This is a genomic window from Pseudomonas sp. GD03862, assembly GCF_029840855.1.
GTDB lineage: Bacteria > Pseudomonadota > Gammaproteobacteria > Pseudomonadales > Pseudomonadaceae > Aquipseudomonas > Aquipseudomonas alloputida.
On sequence record NZ_JAOCDI010000017.1, the window covers coordinates 99,042 to 114,277 of the forward strand.

Below are 15,236 nucleotides of genomic sequence, written 5' to 3' on the forward strand. Positions count from 1 at the left end.
AAACCCACAACACGCGTTGTGGGTTTTTTGTTTTATATGAAATAGATGCACTTACCTTTCAAAATTGTAAGTTTCTCGTCATGCCGGTGATGCCTCTGCGTTGCTAAAGTTACGCCCGAGATGATTTGAATTTGAGAGGTTCCTATGAAAAAGCTAGTCGTTGCTGCTGCACTTGTTATTTTCTCGATGGCTTCGCAGGCTTATACTTACTCTGAAAGCAAGCAGCTGCAATACATCAAGGAGCATCAGACTGCTGTAGCGAATTATGCCGAGAGAAATGGCAAACCGATGCCGGAGATCCAGGACTACAATTACGGCATGAAGATCGATGTTGCGAAATTCGTGCGTCAGTCCCAAGACCCGCGCACCTGCCAAGTTTACCCGCGATTGATGACCTTCGAGGACTCTCAGGGTACGCTTAAGACGGTTCGCTACTCCATGTACTCGCAATGCATCAACAACAAGTAGTAATTGCTGTGAGTAGAATACTTAGAGAATTCATAAATGCCAGGCAGTGCCTGGCATTTTTTATTGAGCTCGATGAACGTCATTTAGGCTAGATGCTTTAATGACTGCCCCTGGGTTAGCTGGGAAATAAATCTCAACTACACAACAGTAATGTCTTCCAACTGCATAGGGCAGTTTATAGTCTTGCCCCCCAGAAGGGACGAGTTATGAAAAGTTCGCTTGAACGCCCAGATGACCAAGCAGAGCATGAAGGGCTGAGCCATGAGCACGACGGCATCTTTGGCATGAACACCGAGCTGGTTTTCGCGCTGATCTGTGGTGCCCTGCTCGGAGCCGGAGCGCTCGCAGGAAAACTAGGGCTGATCGACTGGCTGCCGCTGGTTCTGTACCTGTCTCGGCGTTGCTCCTGTCCGGTCGGATCAATGAGGTTGGCCGAAGGATCACCAGGGCGCCGCCGCGAGCGTTGATACTGCCAATCATCGGCGTCGACATCATCTATGCCGGGGTGTTGATGCAGAGGCCTCAGAACCAGCGAGATGTCGTTCAGGCCTGGTTGAATGTGCTCAATCGGCCCCTCTGATCTACCCTGGTCGCCGCTCGAATTCCTCGGAGTTCTACAGCAGCGAGAAGTCCGAAAACATCCAGTACCCAGCAAAGTGGCCTCGTGACAGCTCATTCTACCTGTCCCGGCGCTTACTCGACAGCAATGCTGAGCTGCCTGCCAACCTGGGTGTGTCGAGATCACCGAAGCGAACGCCAGTCAGCTGTTGCTGTGCCGTTGGAAAGACGCCAAGCAAGGTACCGAAGGTCTGGTCGGAGACAGTAATGCGGAAACGCCTCGTACAAACGAAGGTAAAATTCCAGACACAAAAAAAACCAGGTTTTACCCTGGCTTTTTTGTCGATTGCTTTCGTCATTTAAAGTCCTATTTAACCGCCGTTTAGTTATCAGCTTTTTCCTTACCATTCTTGCTTTCTTTCTTTTGCTCTTGGGCAATTTGTTGTTTGTTCTGATCCGAAGAGTCATCGCTCCATAGGCGAGCCTGTTCATTTCGGAAGTTTTCCTGGAACTGTTTCGCTCGCTCGTAACCACCTTCAGCGTAAGCGGTACTCACGAGACCAAGCAGCAGGCTGCCAATAGCGATAGATTTAGCAAATTTCATTGTGTGCCTCGGTTCTCACTAGGCCTGCCTGACTGGCGGCCTTTGTTGGTTTGTAGTTTAGGAGCGCGAAGCTAACGACAAGGTGAGTCAAGAATTACAATTCCGTAATTTAGGCGGCTGGCGAGATGCGCCAAATCTGCAAACCTGGAAGGATCATGTCTATCTCGCTTGTGTCGAGGGTCACGTTGATATCTAAACAAATAAACCACTGCGGCGTTACCGGCCGCTCGGGGAGATAGCCATGAATGAGATTGAGCCTTGGCTGTTGCCATCGGTGACTTCCGTCGAAGCACTGAAAAACTCACCTTTCAGCTCGATGAGCTGGCTTCCCAAACCAGGGCTTGCAGCGCCGTTCTGGAAAAGTCGAGTGAGCTTGTGGAGGAGGTTGATCTCGTCAGTAGGCAGATTCAGGAGGAGGTGCGAAAGGCTGAGAAAGCCTGGTCCAATGCCGAAGAGGTCGCCATACGCGCTGCTGCAGAGGCATATTCCGCTGCCGCTCGTGGCGTCGAGACCGCCATCCAACCGCTGATTTCGGAGCTTACTGTCGCGACAAATCAGCGGATGCCTCGATCCTGGAGCTAACGGTGCTGGCTAAGCGTTATGTCATGGTAGTGGCGACAGCATTCTTCATACTGGCACTGATCTATGTGTACTCGACCATGCAGTCCATAGAGGCCGCCGGCAGTGTGAGCGCTCAGGAAAAAGTGAATGCCCAATACTTCTCCCACCTGTGAAGAAACGCTAATCCAGAAGAGCAAAAGATTATAAAGCCGGTAATTCTGCGGTCGCCCATGGACCCTGTGGTGCTTAGGCATTGATGCATTGCATCAGACAAAAGGCCCGTCGATTGACGGGCCTTTGCAAGTGAGCGCGGTTCAATCAGCGGTCATTGTTGGCTGCTTTAGCTGGGCTTCGGGAAGTGGAGGTGGAACCAAGTGAAATTTTCCTCGGTCACTTCCACGCTCGCCGAGCCTTGATGTAGGCCCATGATCGACTGCACGATGGCAAGGCCAAGACCGGTCCCCCCTTCGCTTCGTGCTCGGCTCTTATCCACGCGGTAGAACCGTTCAAACAAATGCGCATGGTGTTCCTTGGCGATCCCGCGGCCCGGGTTGCCAACACTCAAGGTCGTGCCGCTACCACCGTGTTGCACTTTCACATAGACCGTACGACCGCGAGGGCAGTAGCGAATCGCATTCGACACCAGATTCGAGACGGCGCGTTGAATCATCAGGCGGTTCCCGCGCACCACGTCATCACTGCCAGAGATCTGCAGCTGGATCTCGCCTTCCTCTGCCGAAATGCTGAAGAGATCGCACACTCGCTTAACCTCGTCGACTAGGGACACGGGTTCAAACTCCACCATGGATGCCGGATGACTGACCTGAGCAAGGAACAGCATGTCGGAAACCATGCGGCTCATGCGGTCCAGCTCTTCTGTGCACGACTCCAGCACCTCCCTGTACTCGGAAAGCGATCGTTCTCTGGTTAGCGCAACTTGGGCTTTACCCATCAGGTTGGAAAGCGGCGCTCGCAGTTCGTGAGCAAGGTCGTCAGAAAACTGCGAGAGCTGCTGAACTCCGTCATCCAGGCGAGCCAGCATGATGTTGATACCGTCGGCGAGCTCTTTGAGTTCTGCCGGCATCCCATTAGTCGGCAGACGATGGTCAAGGCTCTCGGTGGAGATCTTCGAAGCGACCTTCAGGAACTTGGTCAGAGGCAGCAGACTTCTGCGGACTGTCCACCAGCCGATTGCGAGGATCAGCGCGATGATGAGCGGGGAAATCATCAGGGCCCAGGTGAGCAATGCATCAAGCAGCGCTTCATTGGACGACTGGTCCATGGTCATGTAGACACTGACTTCGGTTCCGTCGCCCAAACTCATGGTGCGAGAAGCTGTCAGCAAGGGGCGGTCCTGGGTGTCGCGCCACTCATGCTCCTTCGGCTGTGCGGATGGTTGGAACTTGTGCACCTCCACGTTCACCTGCTTCGAGCCGATCGAGAGAAGAGGCGTTTCACTCTGCGCCGACTCGAAGATGCTGACGTACAGGTTGTTGTGGCCCATCACCAGATCCACAAGCTGATGTGCGTCTGCGTTGACGCCTGAGATGTCGGAGATCATAGACAGGTTGTGAGCCATGCCCGCCATCTTGACTTCCAGGTCACTGCGAGCATTACGCTCTAGCGCCTGGCCTACCATCAGATACCCGAAGGTGGCGAATAGAAGCAGCAACGCTGCGCTCATCAACCCCACTTTTAATCCCAGCTTTGCAGCCAGGCTGAAAGGCCTCATGCGCGTTCCTCAAAAACGTACCCTACGCCACGAAGCGTGTGAATGAGCTTGGTTTCAAACGGGTCATCGATCTTTGAGCGAAGGCGCCGGATAGCGACATCGATGACGTTGGTATCGCAGTCAAAATTCATGTCCCAGACCAACGAAATGATCTGAGAACGAGTCAGCGCTTCGCCCGTCCTGCTCATCAGCAGGTGCAGGAGCGTAAATTCCTTTGTGGTGAGATCGATGCGTGTGCCAGCGCGGAAAACGCGATGGCGCACTGAGTCGAGTTCTAAATCGGCAATTTTTAGCGATCTCTTCTCGACTAATTCATCACCACGCCGCTGCAGCGAACGGATACGAGCGAGCAGCTCTGGGAATTCAAAGGGTTTGACAAGGTAGTCGTCAGCGCCGCCATCCAAGCCTTTGAGCTTGTCGTTGATGCGACCGCGGGCGGTTAGCATGATGATGCGGACCCGGCTGGTTTTCCTGATGGTTTCCAAAAGGTCCCAACCGTCGATGCCTGGAAGGTTGACGTCCAGCAGAACCAATGAATAGACGTTAGTATTGAACAAGTGCAGGGCGTCGACACCATTGTGCACGATATCTACGACATACCCGCTTTCGGATAAGCCCTGCTGAAGATATTCGGCAGTTTTAATTTCGTCTTCCACAACTAGAACGCGCATAACTTATCTCAAGGTGTGAGGAAGGATTTGCCTAATCCGTCAAGACTATGGTTGCAGGCAGTTTGAAGGTTCGGCTGATATGCATGGCATCTTGAAGTCGCTACCTTTGTCCATACGCCGGGGTCACCTGAGGACGCTTGAATCTTAACGCGAAGACGCTGGCCGCGGCGAAATCCTACAAATTTGTAATGTAGCCGCAAGATTGCTGACAGTCATGACGGCTCTCCCTAGTGAGCTTAGCGGATTCTGTGGCCTTCAGCGGTTTGCAGCCTTCACGCCTGACAAGCGAATTCGGCCGAGAGGGGTGGTGTTTCTGCCAAGCTGCTCTGCTTTGTGGCGTTTAATCCTTCAAGCTCAAGCTACGAGTGATGACAAGCCACCGATCATTCTACCCATTGAAACGGGCTTCAACCGGCGATCATGCTTGGCTTTTCATCTTACTTGAGCAAGGATAATTACTTTACAAACTATTACATGTCCAAATTGTAATTTCACAATCATCTTATCGTTAGCCGCTTTTGCTAGTTTAACAACAGCACACAGGCAGCGCTGCTTTGGGCCAGTCTCATCTGAAGCAGCATGGCGGGAGTAACGGAACCCTGCTCACGCCAATGCATTCACCTTGGAACCATACGCTCCTTTGGTAAGGTGAATTTTAGCGCCCCGCCATGGGCGCTTTTTTTATTAATGGACTTCTCATGAAAGCAACTATATCGGCTATTGCTGCGTTCATGCTTTCTCTGCACTGCCGAAAAATGCCCAAAGTAGCGTTCAGATCAACGACGATCTTGAGCAGTCTGCCAGAAAGGCCAGAAAGGCTACAGAACGCTATGCTCAGAGCGTGAAGAAACCCATTCCCGAGCTTTAAGACTACGCTTACGGTATGGATTTGGACGCTGGCAAGCTGGTGTATGTCTCGCCTAGCGTTCGGTACTGCGGGAATGTGAGAAGCATGATGACTTACGAGGACTCCAAGGGCGAACTGCACATGGTTCGCTACCTCGTAAGGTGAGTGCATCAACAACCGGTAAGCGGACACCGAGTGCTTTCTGCACCCGGGTTATAGCAACTCGATGCCAAATCGCCTTAGGAGCAGGGCAAATCCTCCGAAGCTTGCCATAGTGATGAGGATGCTGGTGATAAGTGTCGGCCAGAAGCCCAACTTGGGCAGCAGTGCCGGAAATGCGATAAACATCGGCAGCGTTGGAATCACATACCAGAACGTGTACCACGCATGGTTGGAAATCTTCTCTATGCTTTGGTTGTCCAAGTAAAGCCAGATGAGCGTCAATACGGTGACCAATGGCAGGGCGGCAACCAAGCCGCCCAGCTTGTCACTGCGCTTTGCCAGCTCAGACACGAGCACCACTATTGCGGCAGTGACTAAGTACTTCGTGATGATCCAAGACATCGCTGAACCTACTTGAGCTAGTGGAATGGGTCTGCCGGGATCATTCACCCGGCACTCATGAAGTGCTTCTGCTATCGCCAATCCATCCTTACCTCATCCTCGACCACACTACCCCCGACGTTGAAGGCGGTGTGTTGATCAGGTGTCTACCGGCCGATCAATGCGACGGCGAAGGGACGTTCTCGTGGAAAGCTGCGCGCTCGATCTGAATGGTGCAGTGATGGATTTCGAACGCGTCGCTGACTGCATCCACGACGGCCGCTAGCACAGCATCTCCATCTGCTGCGTCTCGGACGACCACGTGCGACGTCATCACGTTGCTTCCGCTGCTGACGGCCCAAACGTGCAAGTCATGGACATCCGTGACGCCGTCGACCTTGAGGATCGTGGCCTCGATTGCCGCCACGTTGAGTCCCCGGGGTACACCTTCCATAAGAATTCCCAAGCTCTCTCGAAGCAATTGCCAAGTCCGCGGCAATACCCAAAGGCCGATCGCTACGGCGACAACCGTGTCGACCCAGGTCCAGCCGGTAAAGCGGATAATGAGGGCGGCGATGATCACACCCAACGATCCGAGCATGTCGCTCCAGACTTCGAGGTAGGCGCCTTTGACGTTGAGGCTCTCGTTGCTGGCAGATGCCAGCAGTCGCATTGAAATCAGGTTGATGATCAGGCCGGCAATCGCGATCCACATCATTGTCCCGGTGGCGATCTCCGCTGGCATGAAGAAGCGCTGGTAGGCCTCGTACAAGATGTACATCGCCACCAGGAAGAGCAGCACGGCGTTGAACGTGGAGGCTAGGATCTCCAACCGCGCATAGCCAAAGGTTCTTTTCTGATCCGCCGGCCGCTTGGCGATCTGAAGCGCAATCAACGAAATTGCCAAAGCGGCTGTGTCGGTGAACATGTGAGACGCATCCGACAGCAACGCCAGGCTGCCGGTAATCCATGCGCCGATCACTTCAGCGATCATGAAACTACCGGTCAGGACCAATGCCATGACTAGTTTCTTCTGATGCCCCTCACGAACCGCGGCGCTGCCATGATCATGATTCGATCCCACGTATTTCTCCTTCCACAGGGTGGTGGTCGCGTTGGATTTCCAGTGTGGCCAAGCGCTAAGGGGTTGCCTGGCCGCACTGGCTGCAGAATTTTGCTCCTGCTGTCAGGGACGAGCCGCAGGCCGTGCAATCACTCGATAGTGGTGTTCCGCAGTTTAGACAAAAGCGTGCAGACGGGGCGTTCGCGGTCCGGCAGTGCTTGCAAGTCTGCAGATCTTTGACTGGGGCTTGAGCTATTGCGCGCCCACCCCCAATCACCTGGTCATTACCGTCGCAGGTTTGCTGCTGCTCATAACGACCATGCCGGTCATGTCGATCACTCCAGTGCCCACTACCGTGGTGCTTGCCACCGCCGTGGGTTCCGCGGCCGTGGTGGCCCCCCAGTAAATTTTTGAGAAAACTCATGGTATTCGTCCCTCATCGACAGGTGACATCAGCACGGGCAAAGGTGAAAGAAATGTTCTGCTCGCTAGAATGACTTTTAAGTTAAAGTAAAGGTTCAAAATTAGCGTATGGCAAAACGTAGCTGGTTTGTTTGTGAATTTTAATTTAATTAATCGGGCGGCATTAACCACCCAAAGAGTCAGACCTATCCATTTTTTATCATAGCCTGGGCAGTTCCAATCAAAAAAGTCATTATCGCGATCATGTCAGCATTGTAATCGCGAAGTCATCATGACGTTATCGTGTAGCGGAAATAATGCGCCTGGCGAGAGTTTATTTCTCATCAATCCCATGCCTCACACATCTTAAGCGTCCTCAGGCTAAAGGGACCAAGGTCTCAGACCTTCTCTACGCCCTGATTCGCTATGTCTGTCGGAGGCTTGCCATTTAGCTCCCGGCTATTCATGACCAGCGCCATGGATGAGCAGCTTCTTAGAGTTTGATAATGACACCTTCTAAATCCATTCATACCCTGTTCAGTAAATGGATCCATGCTATTCGCAATGTTAGACAGGAAGGCATCAGCACCAACTTACTCATCGCGCTAGTAACTTTCTGGTTATTGCTATTCGCGAACGCTGAGTTTTGGCGTGTGCTCTGGCGCCTGGCATTCAACACCGAGGAAGTAAACTGGCCGCTCGCCGCCAGCCTGCCAGTCGTGGTATTCGTTTGGGTGTTCACCGTACTTAGCTTGGGGTCATGGTCAAGATTCGCAAAACCTATGCTATGTCTAGTGCTGATCAGCGCGGCGTTAGCCAGCTACTTCATGAGTGCTTACGGAATTGTCATTGATTACACGATGTTCACCAACGTCGTGGAGACCGACGTCAGTGAGGTATCTGAGCTACTGAACTGGAAACTTGGCCTTTGGGTGGCAATGGTAGGGGTATTGCCCGTCTACCTGATCTGTCTGGTGCCCCTGCGACGCAAGCCCTGGACCAACGCGTTGGGTAGCAGACTCATCGTCCTGGCGCTCGCACTGGTAGCCCTTGCTGGTATCGTGCTGAGCCAGTACCAATCTTATGCCTCCCTCCTACGCAACAACCGGGAGATCCGGCTCATTCTGGTTCCCACCAATTTGTTTGCTGCCGGTCATGGTTACCTGAAACGCAAGCTGGCCACACCGAAAGCGCTGACCTCCATCGGTACCGACGCCGTGGTGACCAGGCAGGGAGCGGCTCGTAAACCCAAGCTGCTGGTACTGGCAGTCGGGGAGACCGCACGTTCCGCCAACTTCTCCCTGAATGGCTACTCCCGCGATACCAATCCTGAGCTGGAAAAGCGCAATGTCATCAGCTTCTCGAATGTGAGTTCTTGCGGCACCGCCACCGCGGTTTCGCTGCCATGCATGTTCTTGGACGTCGGTAGGGATGATTACAAGGACGGTTTGGCCAAGAGCCGCGAAGGGCTGCTCGATGTGCTTCAGCGCGCAGGCATCAGTATCATGTGGGCTGATAACAATTCGGGCTGCAAAGGGGTCTGTGATCGGGTGCCAAACCACAAGGCTACCCAACACGCAGATGCTCAGCTGTGCAGTAGCGACGAGTGCAAGGACGGTGTATTGCTCTCTGAGATGGAGGGCTTCATCAAGCGTCAGGAAGGCGATGCAGTCCTGGTGCTCCACTACAAGGGTAGTCACGGCCCGGCCTACTACAAGCGCTACCCCACGCAGTTCGAGAAATTCGGGCCGGTTTGCGAGACCAATGAGCTCGACAAATGTGAGCAGCAGGAAGTGATCAATGCCTATGACAATTCGATCCTCTACACCGACTACGTCACGGCTGGGCTGATCGATATTCTGGCCGCGAACAGCAAATTCGACACTGCGCTGATGTACGTTTCGGACCACGGGGAGTCACTGGGAGAGGGTGGTCTTTACCTGCATGGGCTGCCCTATGCGATGGCCCCAGATGAGCAAACCAAGGTGCCATTGGTGCTCTGGATGTCTGATTCTCTCGCGAAAAGCGAACGCCTCAATGTGGGCTGCTTGAAAGCACAGACGAGCTCGCCACTGAGCCACGACAACCTGTTCCACACCGTACTCGGGATGATGAACGTCCAGACATCCTCGTATCGCTCAGCTCTTGATTTTACTGCCCCTTGCAAGACTTTGACCGGAAGCACCTACTCAGGCCTCTAATGCTGCAACGGGCTGAACACGTGAGGTCGATAGCGATTCCACATCGAGCTGCTTTGACAGCAGCCAGAAGCTCGACTAACTACATAGCAGTACTCAACAACCCAAGCGGAAAAGGAAATTTGCATGAGCATCAAGCCAGGCCCTAAACGCACCAACGAAGATGGCACTCCGGACAAGAGGCAGCGGGTCACGCCTGAGAAGCAGAAGGATCACCCAGACCTGAAACCCCACAAGCATAAAAAGGGGGAGTAGGGCAGAAAAGCAGCTCTTCGGAGCTGCTTTTTTATCTGCAGACAGTGTCCTGAAAAGCTCTCTAGCCCAGGAATGTCAGGCATGAAAGGACGGCTGAAGCCACCTGATGCCACTACCACAGCACGCGTAGTGAAATTCGCTCCGTTGGCGGTGCGAACCTCAAATGCCTTGCCCTTCTGTACGACCGCCACCACTCGGGTACCGCCCTGAAAAGGGAGCTGAAACTCGGCGGCGTATGCCTCCAGGTACTGCACCACTTCATTTCGCACCGGGTAGTCCTTGGGATCGCCAAGAAACGCTCGCCCCGGCAGCGCTGAGTACTCCGATGGTGAGAACAACTGCAAGCTTTCGTAGTAGTTACGCCAGTTACCGCCCGGGGATGTCTGCTCATCCAAGATGAGGTAATCCAAGCCGTGCTGCTGTAAATGCCAGCCAGTCGCCAAACCTGCTTGCCCACCACCGATAACGACCACATCCAGAACGCGATCCAACTCATTCATATATGCGCACTCATGCATATTTAAAGGCAAAAAAAGGCCGGACTACGGACAGCAGATCGATACTAGACCTTTGGTTCGCTGGAGCAGGCCCTCCAGTCGCTCGACGATCGACCCACCATTTACTTCATAGAACACCTGCCGACCCACCTTGGTGGCCTTCACGGTCTTGGCGTCATGCAATACCTGCAGGTGCCTGGAGATCACCGAGCGCTCCTGTGGCAGCTCTTTGGCGATTTCGCCGACATCCGCCCGGCCGAGCAAAAGTACGCGCTTGAAAACCGCGACTCTGGAAGGCTCGCAAAGCGCTTTGAAGAAGGTCTCGTCTAGCGACTCGATGGCGGCTTCGATGGCTTGAGCACGGAGATTTTGGTTGGTCGTCATGCAGCCAATATATGTGCATGAACGCGCACATGTAAAGCCACCCATCATCGAGGGGTTGCGACACATTCGAAAAATCGTATATTCGAAAAACCATATACACTCAGGGTACCAAGTGATGACTGGCAAGACCCGCGTTCTGTTTGTTTGCACCGCAAACGCCGCTCGCTCCCAGCTCGCCGAAGCTTTGCTCCGGCACACAGACCCTGTGCATTTCGAAGCTTTTAGCGCAGGTACCCAGCCTGGCCAAGTCGATCCGCGCACCTATGACGCCCTCGAATATCTCGATATCGATACCAAGGCTCTACGCAGCAAGTCCATCGACGAGTTTGCAGGGGAACGGTTCGACTACTTGATTACGCTCTGCGACAAGGCAGCCCATGAGTGCCTTACTTTGCCTGCCCTCGGCGAGGTTCTGGCGTGGAACTTCGAAGACCCTGTTACCAGTGACCAACACGATGCCTTCCGACGCAAGCATCACGAGATTCATGAGCGCATCAAAATGTTCGTCCTCGTGAAAACTAAACACTGAGAATTGCTATGACTGACTCGCTGACACCTACCAAGGTTTTCAAATGCCTCGCCGACGAGAACCGCATTCGGATGATGCTGCTGATCGCTCGCGAGGAAGAACTCTGCGTCTGTGAACTGACCTGCGCGCTGGAAGAAAGCCAGCCCAAGGTTTCCCGCCACCTGGCGCAACTGCGCACGTGTGACCTGCTGGAAGACCGGCGTCAGGGCCAGTGGGTTTATTACCGCCTGCATCCATCGCTTCCCGGCTGGGTACGTGAGGTCCTGGCGACGACGCTGGAGGCCAACCGCGAATGGCTGAGTGCTAGCACTAAACGACTGGACACAATGGGTGACCGCCCTCAACGCGTCGCCTCCTGCTGCTGATCATTGCCGAGAAAAACCGATGAAAGTTCTGTTCCTCTGCACCGCCAATAGCTGCCGCAGCATCCTCTCCGAGGCTGTTTTCAATCATCTGGCCCCGGCCGGCATGAAGGCCTACAGCGCCGGCAGCCAGCCAAAGGGTGGTGTGCACCCGCTGTCCATCACCGCGCTGCAGCGTGCTGGTATCTCCACCGAGGGCCTCAGCAGCAAGTCAAGTGACGCGCATGCCGAGCTGGCACCGGACTTTGTCATCACCGTCTGCGACAAGGCCGCTGGCGAAGCCTGCCCCGTGTTCTTCGGACCAGCAGTGAAAGCCCACTGGGGGCTTTCTGACCCTTCTGACCAGCAGGGCAACACCGCCGAACTGGACGCAGCGTTCGACGTCACGCTTGAGCAGATCAAACGACGCCTCAATGCATTCCTCGCGCTGCCTTTCGAACAATTGGATGCCGCCCAGCTTAAGGCCGAGCTGGCCCGTATCGGAACGCTCTGACGTTTAGGGAGATCCACCATGAGCAAAAGCCGACTTTCCTTTCTAGACCGCTACCTGACGGTGTGGATCTTTCTGGCCATGGGCCTGGGCATTGGTCTGGGCAGCCTGTTCCAGGGATTGCCTGCGTGGCTGAATAGCCTGTCGGTAGGCTCGACAAACATCCCCATCGCCATTGGCCTCATCGTAATGATGTACCCACCTCTGGCGAAGGTGAAATACGAGGAGTTGCCACAGGTATTCAAGGACAAGCGCATCCTTGCCCTGTCGCTGATCCAGAACTGGGTGATCGGCCCGGTCCTGATGTTCGGGCTGGCCGTTGTCTTCCTTTCCGACAAGCCTGAGTACATGACCGGCCTGATCCTCATCGGCTTGGCACGCTGCATCGCCATGGTGCTGGTGTGGAACCAGATCGCCGGTGGCAACAACCAGTACGTGGCGGGTCTGGTCGCCTTCAACAGCATTTTCCAGATCCTGTTCTTTAGCGTGTACGCCTGGATCTTCCTGGGGCTGTTGCCGCCGCTGTTTGGCCTTGAAGGTAGCGTCATTGAGACCAGCTTCCTCGATATCGCCCAATCGGTGCTGATCTACCTGGGCATCCCGTTCCTGGCTGGTTTCCTGACCCGCAAGATCCTGATCAGCAGCAAGGGTGAAGCTTGGTATCAGGAGCGCTTCATTCCAAAGATCAGCCCACTGACGCTCGTGGCCTTGCTGCTGACGATCGTCGCGATGTTCAGCCTGAAGGGCGACATGGTGCTGCAACTGCCGCTGGATGTGCTGCGCATCGCTATCCCGCTGACCATCTACTTTGTGGTGATGTTCTTCATCAGCTTCTGGATGGGCAAGCTGTTGGAAGCTGACTACCCACGTACCACTGCGCTGGCGTTCACTGCAGCGAGCAACAATTTCGAACTGGCCATTGCCGTGGCCATCGCCACCTTCGGCCTTGCCTCGCCGGTCGCGTTTGCCACCGTCATCGGGCCCTTGGTGGAAGTGCCGGTACTGATCTCCCTGGTGGGCGTGGCCTTGTGGCTCAAGCGCCGCTGGTTCGATCAGCCATCTGGCGCCTTGACTCAGGAGTAAATCATGACCGAACACCATATCCCGAATATCGACAACGATCTGGTCGACCTGCCGACAGCAGACAAACTGGCAGTCGAGCAAAAGTCCACCCATAACCCTCGCATCCTGCTGCTGTACGGATCGACCCGCGAACGCTCGTTCAGCCGCCTGCTGACGGAAGAAGCGGCACGCCTGCTGGAGCACTTCGGTGCCGAGACGCGGATCTTCAATCCGACCGGGCTGCCACTAGCGGATGACGTGCCCGATGACCACCCCATAGTCAAGGAGCTGCGCGACCTGGTGCTGTGGTCGGAAGGCATGGTCTGGTGCTCGCCAGAGCGCCACGGCGCGATGACTGGCGTGTTCAAGTCGCAGATCGACTGGATTCCACTGAGCATGGGCGCCGTGCGCCCCACTCAAGGCAAAACCCTCGCGGTGATGCAGGTCTGCGGCGGCTCGCAGTCTTTCAACGTGGTCAACCAGCTGCGCGTCCTCGGCCGCTGGATGCGCATGTTCACCATCCCTAACCAGTCGTCCGTGCCGAAGGCCTATCTGGAATTCGACGAGGCGGGTCGCATGAAACCCTCTTCGTACTACGACCGTGTTGTCGACGTAATGGAGGAGCTGGTGAAGTTCACCCTGCTGCTTCGTGATCGCTCCGACTACCTGGTCGATCGCTACTCCGAACGTAAAGAGTCGGCTGAAGAACTATCCAAGCGTGTCAATCAACGATCCATTTGAGGCTTTGTGAGCATGCAATTGCACCCGTATTCAGTGTTGGCTAATTCCGAACTGGTCGGCCAGCTGATCTTCACTCCGTGCCCAGGTACCAAGGAGACATCGGTATCTCAGGCTCTGGCAACGTTGCACGATGCCGGCGCAAGCGCGCTGGTAACCCTGATGCCGAGTGAAGAACTGCTGCAGAACGAGATCGATCTGCTTCCCGAGGAGTGCCAACTGCTGGGCCTCGAATGGTTCCACCTGCCGGTCGAGGATGACGAAGCGCCCGGTGAGCCGTTTGCGGCCGCCTGGAAGGCTCACCGGGAACGCCTGAAAGAGCTGGTGATGACCGGTAAGACGATCGCCATTCACTGCAAGGGCGGCTCTGGCCGCACCGGCCTGTTTGCCGCCCGCCTGATGATCGAGTGCGGCATCCCTGTGCAGGAAGCTGTTTCCCAGGTCCAGGCCCTGCGTCCACGTGCGATCCAGAACCCTGCGCACGTTGGGTATATCAACCAGTTCAGCGACACCCTCTGACCTTTCGCTAATCGCGATTCGAGAACAAGAACATGGCTATCAAAGTAGGTATCAATGGGTTTGGCCGTATTGGTCGCTTGGCGCTTCGCGCCTCCTGGGACTGGCCGGAATTCGAGTTTGTGCAGATCAATGACCCGGCCGGTGACGCCGAGACCCATGCCCATCTGATCAACTTCGATTCGATCCACGGACGCTGGCACCGTGAAGCCCGCGCAGAGGGCGACGCGGTAGTGATCGAGGGCAAGCGCATCAAGGTCACCGCCAACAAGACCATCGCGGACACCGACTGGTCGGGCTGCGACTTGGTCATCGAGGCCAGCGGCAAGATGAAGTCGGTAGCCGTACTCCAGGCCTACCTGGATCAAGGCGTCAAACGTGTGGTCGTCTGCGCTCCAGTGAAGGAGAAAGGCGCACTGAACGTGGTGATGGGCGTCAACCAGCACCTATTCGACCCGGCGCAGCATCGTATCGTCACCGCCGCTTCCTGCACCACTAACTGCCTGGCCCCGGTGGTCAAGGTGATTCACGAGAACCTGGGCATACGCCACGGCTCGATCACCACCATTCACGACCTCACCAATACCCAGAGCATTCTGGATACACCGCACAAGGACCTGCGTCGCGCCCGAGCCTCGGGCATGAGCCTGATCCCGACCACCACGGGATCTGCCACCGCAATCGCCGAGATCTTCCCCGAGCTACGCGGCAAGCTGAATGGTCACGCCGTACGTGTACCACTGGCCAACGCCTCGC

Annotated in this window: 20 protein-coding genes and 3 pseudogenes; 15 read left to right on the forward strand and 8 right to left on the reverse strand. The window is 55.1% G+C overall.

Features of this window, described 5'->3' with window-relative positions:
- Positions 1-144 precede the first annotated feature (144 nt).
- From N5D53_RS13590 to N5D53_RS27665, 3 genes and pseudogenes are all read left to right on the forward strand, one after another.
- Positions 145-468 carry a DUF2790 domain-containing protein gene (locus N5D53_RS13590; RefSeq protein ID WP_129931838.1) on the forward strand — a complete coding sequence of 108 codons (324 nt, stop codon included), beginning with the start codon at positions 145-147 and terminating at the stop codon, positions 466-468.
- Between the two features lie 206 nt (positions 469-674).
- Positions 675-863: pseudogene (locus N5D53_RS13595) on the forward strand (hypothetical protein); the annotation flags it as partial.
- Positions 851-1,322 (forward strand): annotated as a pseudogene (locus tag N5D53_RS27665) (phospholipid carrier-dependent glycosyltransferase); the annotation flags it as partial. The pseudogenes N5D53_RS13595 and N5D53_RS27665, both read left to right, overlap by 13 nt.
- Positions 1,323-1,408: 86 nt before the next feature.
- On the opposite strand, the gene N5D53_RS13605 reads toward N5D53_RS27665, so the two are convergent.
- Positions 1,409-1,630 (reverse strand): hypothetical protein, encoded by a 222-nt coding sequence (locus N5D53_RS13605; protein ID WP_104886864.1) that lies wholly within the window; start codon positions 1,628-1,630, stop codon positions 1,409-1,411.
- A 258-nt stretch (positions 1,631-1,888) separates the two neighbouring features.
- Between N5D53_RS13605 and N5D53_RS13610 the strand changes: the two genes are divergently transcribed.
- Complete coding sequence (locus N5D53_RS13610; RefSeq protein WP_177410001.1) at positions 1,889-2,212, forward strand: hypothetical protein; 324 nt, start codon at positions 1,889-1,891, stop codon at positions 2,210-2,212.
- A 2-nt stretch (positions 2,213-2,214) separates the two neighbouring features.
- Positions 2,215-2,364 (forward strand): hypothetical protein, encoded by a 150-nt coding sequence (locus N5D53_RS13615; RefSeq protein WP_177410002.1) that lies wholly within the window; start codon positions 2,215-2,217, stop codon positions 2,362-2,364.
- Between the two features lie 167 nt (positions 2,365-2,531).
- Here the strand turns inward: N5D53_RS13615 and N5D53_RS13620 are convergent, their stop codons facing one another.
- A complete protein-coding gene (locus tag N5D53_RS13620; protein WP_129931837.1) occupies positions 2,532-3,923 on the reverse strand; it encodes a heavy metal sensor histidine kinase in 1,392 nt (463 codons plus the stop codon).
- On the reverse strand, positions 3,920-4,594 hold the full coding sequence (locus N5D53_RS13625) for a heavy metal response regulator transcription factor (RefSeq protein WP_104886866.1): 675 nt from the start codon (positions 4,592-4,594) through the stop codon (positions 3,920-3,922). The genes N5D53_RS13620 and N5D53_RS13625 overlap by 4 nt, the downstream gene beginning before the upstream one ends.
- A gap of 698 nt (positions 4,595-5,292) precedes the next feature.
- Between N5D53_RS13625 and N5D53_RS27670 the strand changes: the two are divergent.
- Positions 5,293-5,625, forward strand: a pseudogene (locus tag N5D53_RS27670) (DUF2790 domain-containing protein).
- Between the two features lie 29 nt (positions 5,626-5,654).
- Here the strand turns inward: N5D53_RS27670 and N5D53_RS13635 are convergent.
- The 3 genes from N5D53_RS13635 to N5D53_RS13645 form a co-directional block, all read right to left on the reverse strand.
- Positions 5,655-6,005, reverse strand: a complete 351-nt coding sequence (locus N5D53_RS13635; protein WP_129931836.1) for a DUF3147 family protein — start codon at positions 6,003-6,005, stop codon at positions 5,655-5,657.
- Between the two features lie 157 nt (positions 6,006-6,162).
- Positions 6,163-7,068 (reverse strand): cation diffusion facilitator family transporter, encoded by a 906-nt coding sequence (locus N5D53_RS13640; protein ID WP_104886868.1) that lies wholly within the window; start codon positions 7,066-7,068, stop codon positions 6,163-6,165.
- A gap of 55 nt (positions 7,069-7,123) precedes the next feature.
- On the reverse strand, positions 7,124-7,324 hold the full coding sequence (locus N5D53_RS13645; protein ID WP_241799402.1) for a zinc ribbon domain-containing protein: 201 nt from the start codon (positions 7,322-7,324) through the stop codon (positions 7,124-7,126).
- Between N5D53_RS13645 and N5D53_RS13650 the strand changes: the two genes are divergently transcribed.
- Both N5D53_RS13650 and N5D53_RS13655 read left to right on the forward strand, forming a co-directional pair.
- Complete coding sequence (locus N5D53_RS13650; protein ID WP_241799404.1) at positions 7,262-7,453, forward strand: hypothetical protein; 192 nt, start codon at positions 7,262-7,264, stop codon at positions 7,451-7,453. The genes N5D53_RS13645 and N5D53_RS13650 overlap by 63 nt on opposite strands.
- 502 nt (positions 7,454-7,955) lie before the next feature.
- A complete protein-coding gene (locus N5D53_RS13655; protein ID WP_104886870.1) occupies positions 7,956-9,650 on the forward strand; it encodes a phosphoethanolamine--lipid A transferase in 1,695 nt (564 codons plus the stop codon).
- A gap of 209 nt (positions 9,651-9,859) precedes the next feature.
- Here the strand turns inward: N5D53_RS13655 and N5D53_RS13660 are convergent, their stop codons facing one another.
- Both N5D53_RS13660 and N5D53_RS13665 read right to left on the reverse strand, forming a co-directional pair.
- The gene (locus tag N5D53_RS13660; RefSeq protein WP_231386153.1) at positions 9,860-10,402 is read right to left on the reverse strand and encodes an NAD(P)/FAD-dependent oxidoreductase; all 543 of its coding nucleotides are present in this window, start codon (positions 10,400-10,402) and stop codon (positions 9,860-9,862) included.
- A gap of 42 nt (positions 10,403-10,444) precedes the next feature.
- A complete protein-coding gene (locus N5D53_RS13665; protein ID WP_129931835.1) occupies positions 10,445-10,783 on the reverse strand; it encodes a metalloregulator ArsR/SmtB family transcription factor in 339 nt (112 codons plus the stop codon).
- Between the two features lie 115 nt (positions 10,784-10,898).
- Between N5D53_RS13665 and N5D53_RS13670 the strand changes: the two genes are divergently transcribed.
- From N5D53_RS13670 to N5D53_RS13700, 7 genes are all read left to right on the forward strand, one after another.
- Positions 10,899-11,312 (forward strand): arsenate reductase ArsC, encoded by a 414-nt coding sequence (locus tag N5D53_RS13670; protein WP_129931834.1) that lies wholly within the window; start codon positions 10,899-10,901, stop codon positions 11,310-11,312.
- Positions 11,313-11,320: 8 nt separating this feature from the next.
- Complete coding sequence (locus N5D53_RS13675) at positions 11,321-11,677, forward strand: metalloregulator ArsR/SmtB family transcription factor (RefSeq protein WP_129931833.1); 357 nt, start codon at positions 11,321-11,323, stop codon at positions 11,675-11,677.
- A gap of 19 nt (positions 11,678-11,696) precedes the next feature.
- A complete protein-coding gene (locus N5D53_RS13680; protein ID WP_104886873.1) occupies positions 11,697-12,167 on the forward strand; it encodes an arsenate reductase ArsC in 471 nt (156 codons plus the stop codon).
- 18 nt (positions 12,168-12,185) lie between these two features.
- Positions 12,186-13,247, forward strand: coding sequence for an ACR3 family arsenite efflux transporter (gene arsB / locus N5D53_RS13685; protein ID WP_129931832.1), 1,062 nt, complete (start codon positions 12,186-12,188; stop codon positions 13,245-13,247).
- 3 nt (positions 13,248-13,250) lie between these two features.
- On the forward strand, positions 13,251-13,967 hold the full coding sequence (gene arsH, locus N5D53_RS13690; RefSeq protein ID WP_013974858.1) for an arsenical resistance protein ArsH: 717 nt from the start codon (positions 13,251-13,253) through the stop codon (positions 13,965-13,967).
- A 12-nt stretch (positions 13,968-13,979) separates the two neighbouring features.
- The gene (locus N5D53_RS13695) at positions 13,980-14,483 is read left to right on the forward strand and encodes a cyclin-dependent kinase inhibitor 3 family protein (protein WP_013974857.1); all 504 of its coding nucleotides are present in this window, start codon (positions 13,980-13,982) and stop codon (positions 14,481-14,483) included.
- Positions 14,484-14,515: 32 nt separating this feature from the next.
- The coding region (locus tag N5D53_RS13700) for a glyceraldehyde 3-phosphate dehydrogenase NAD-binding domain-containing protein (protein ID WP_279840456.1) at positions 14,516-15,236 on the forward strand (721 nt) is incomplete at its 3' end.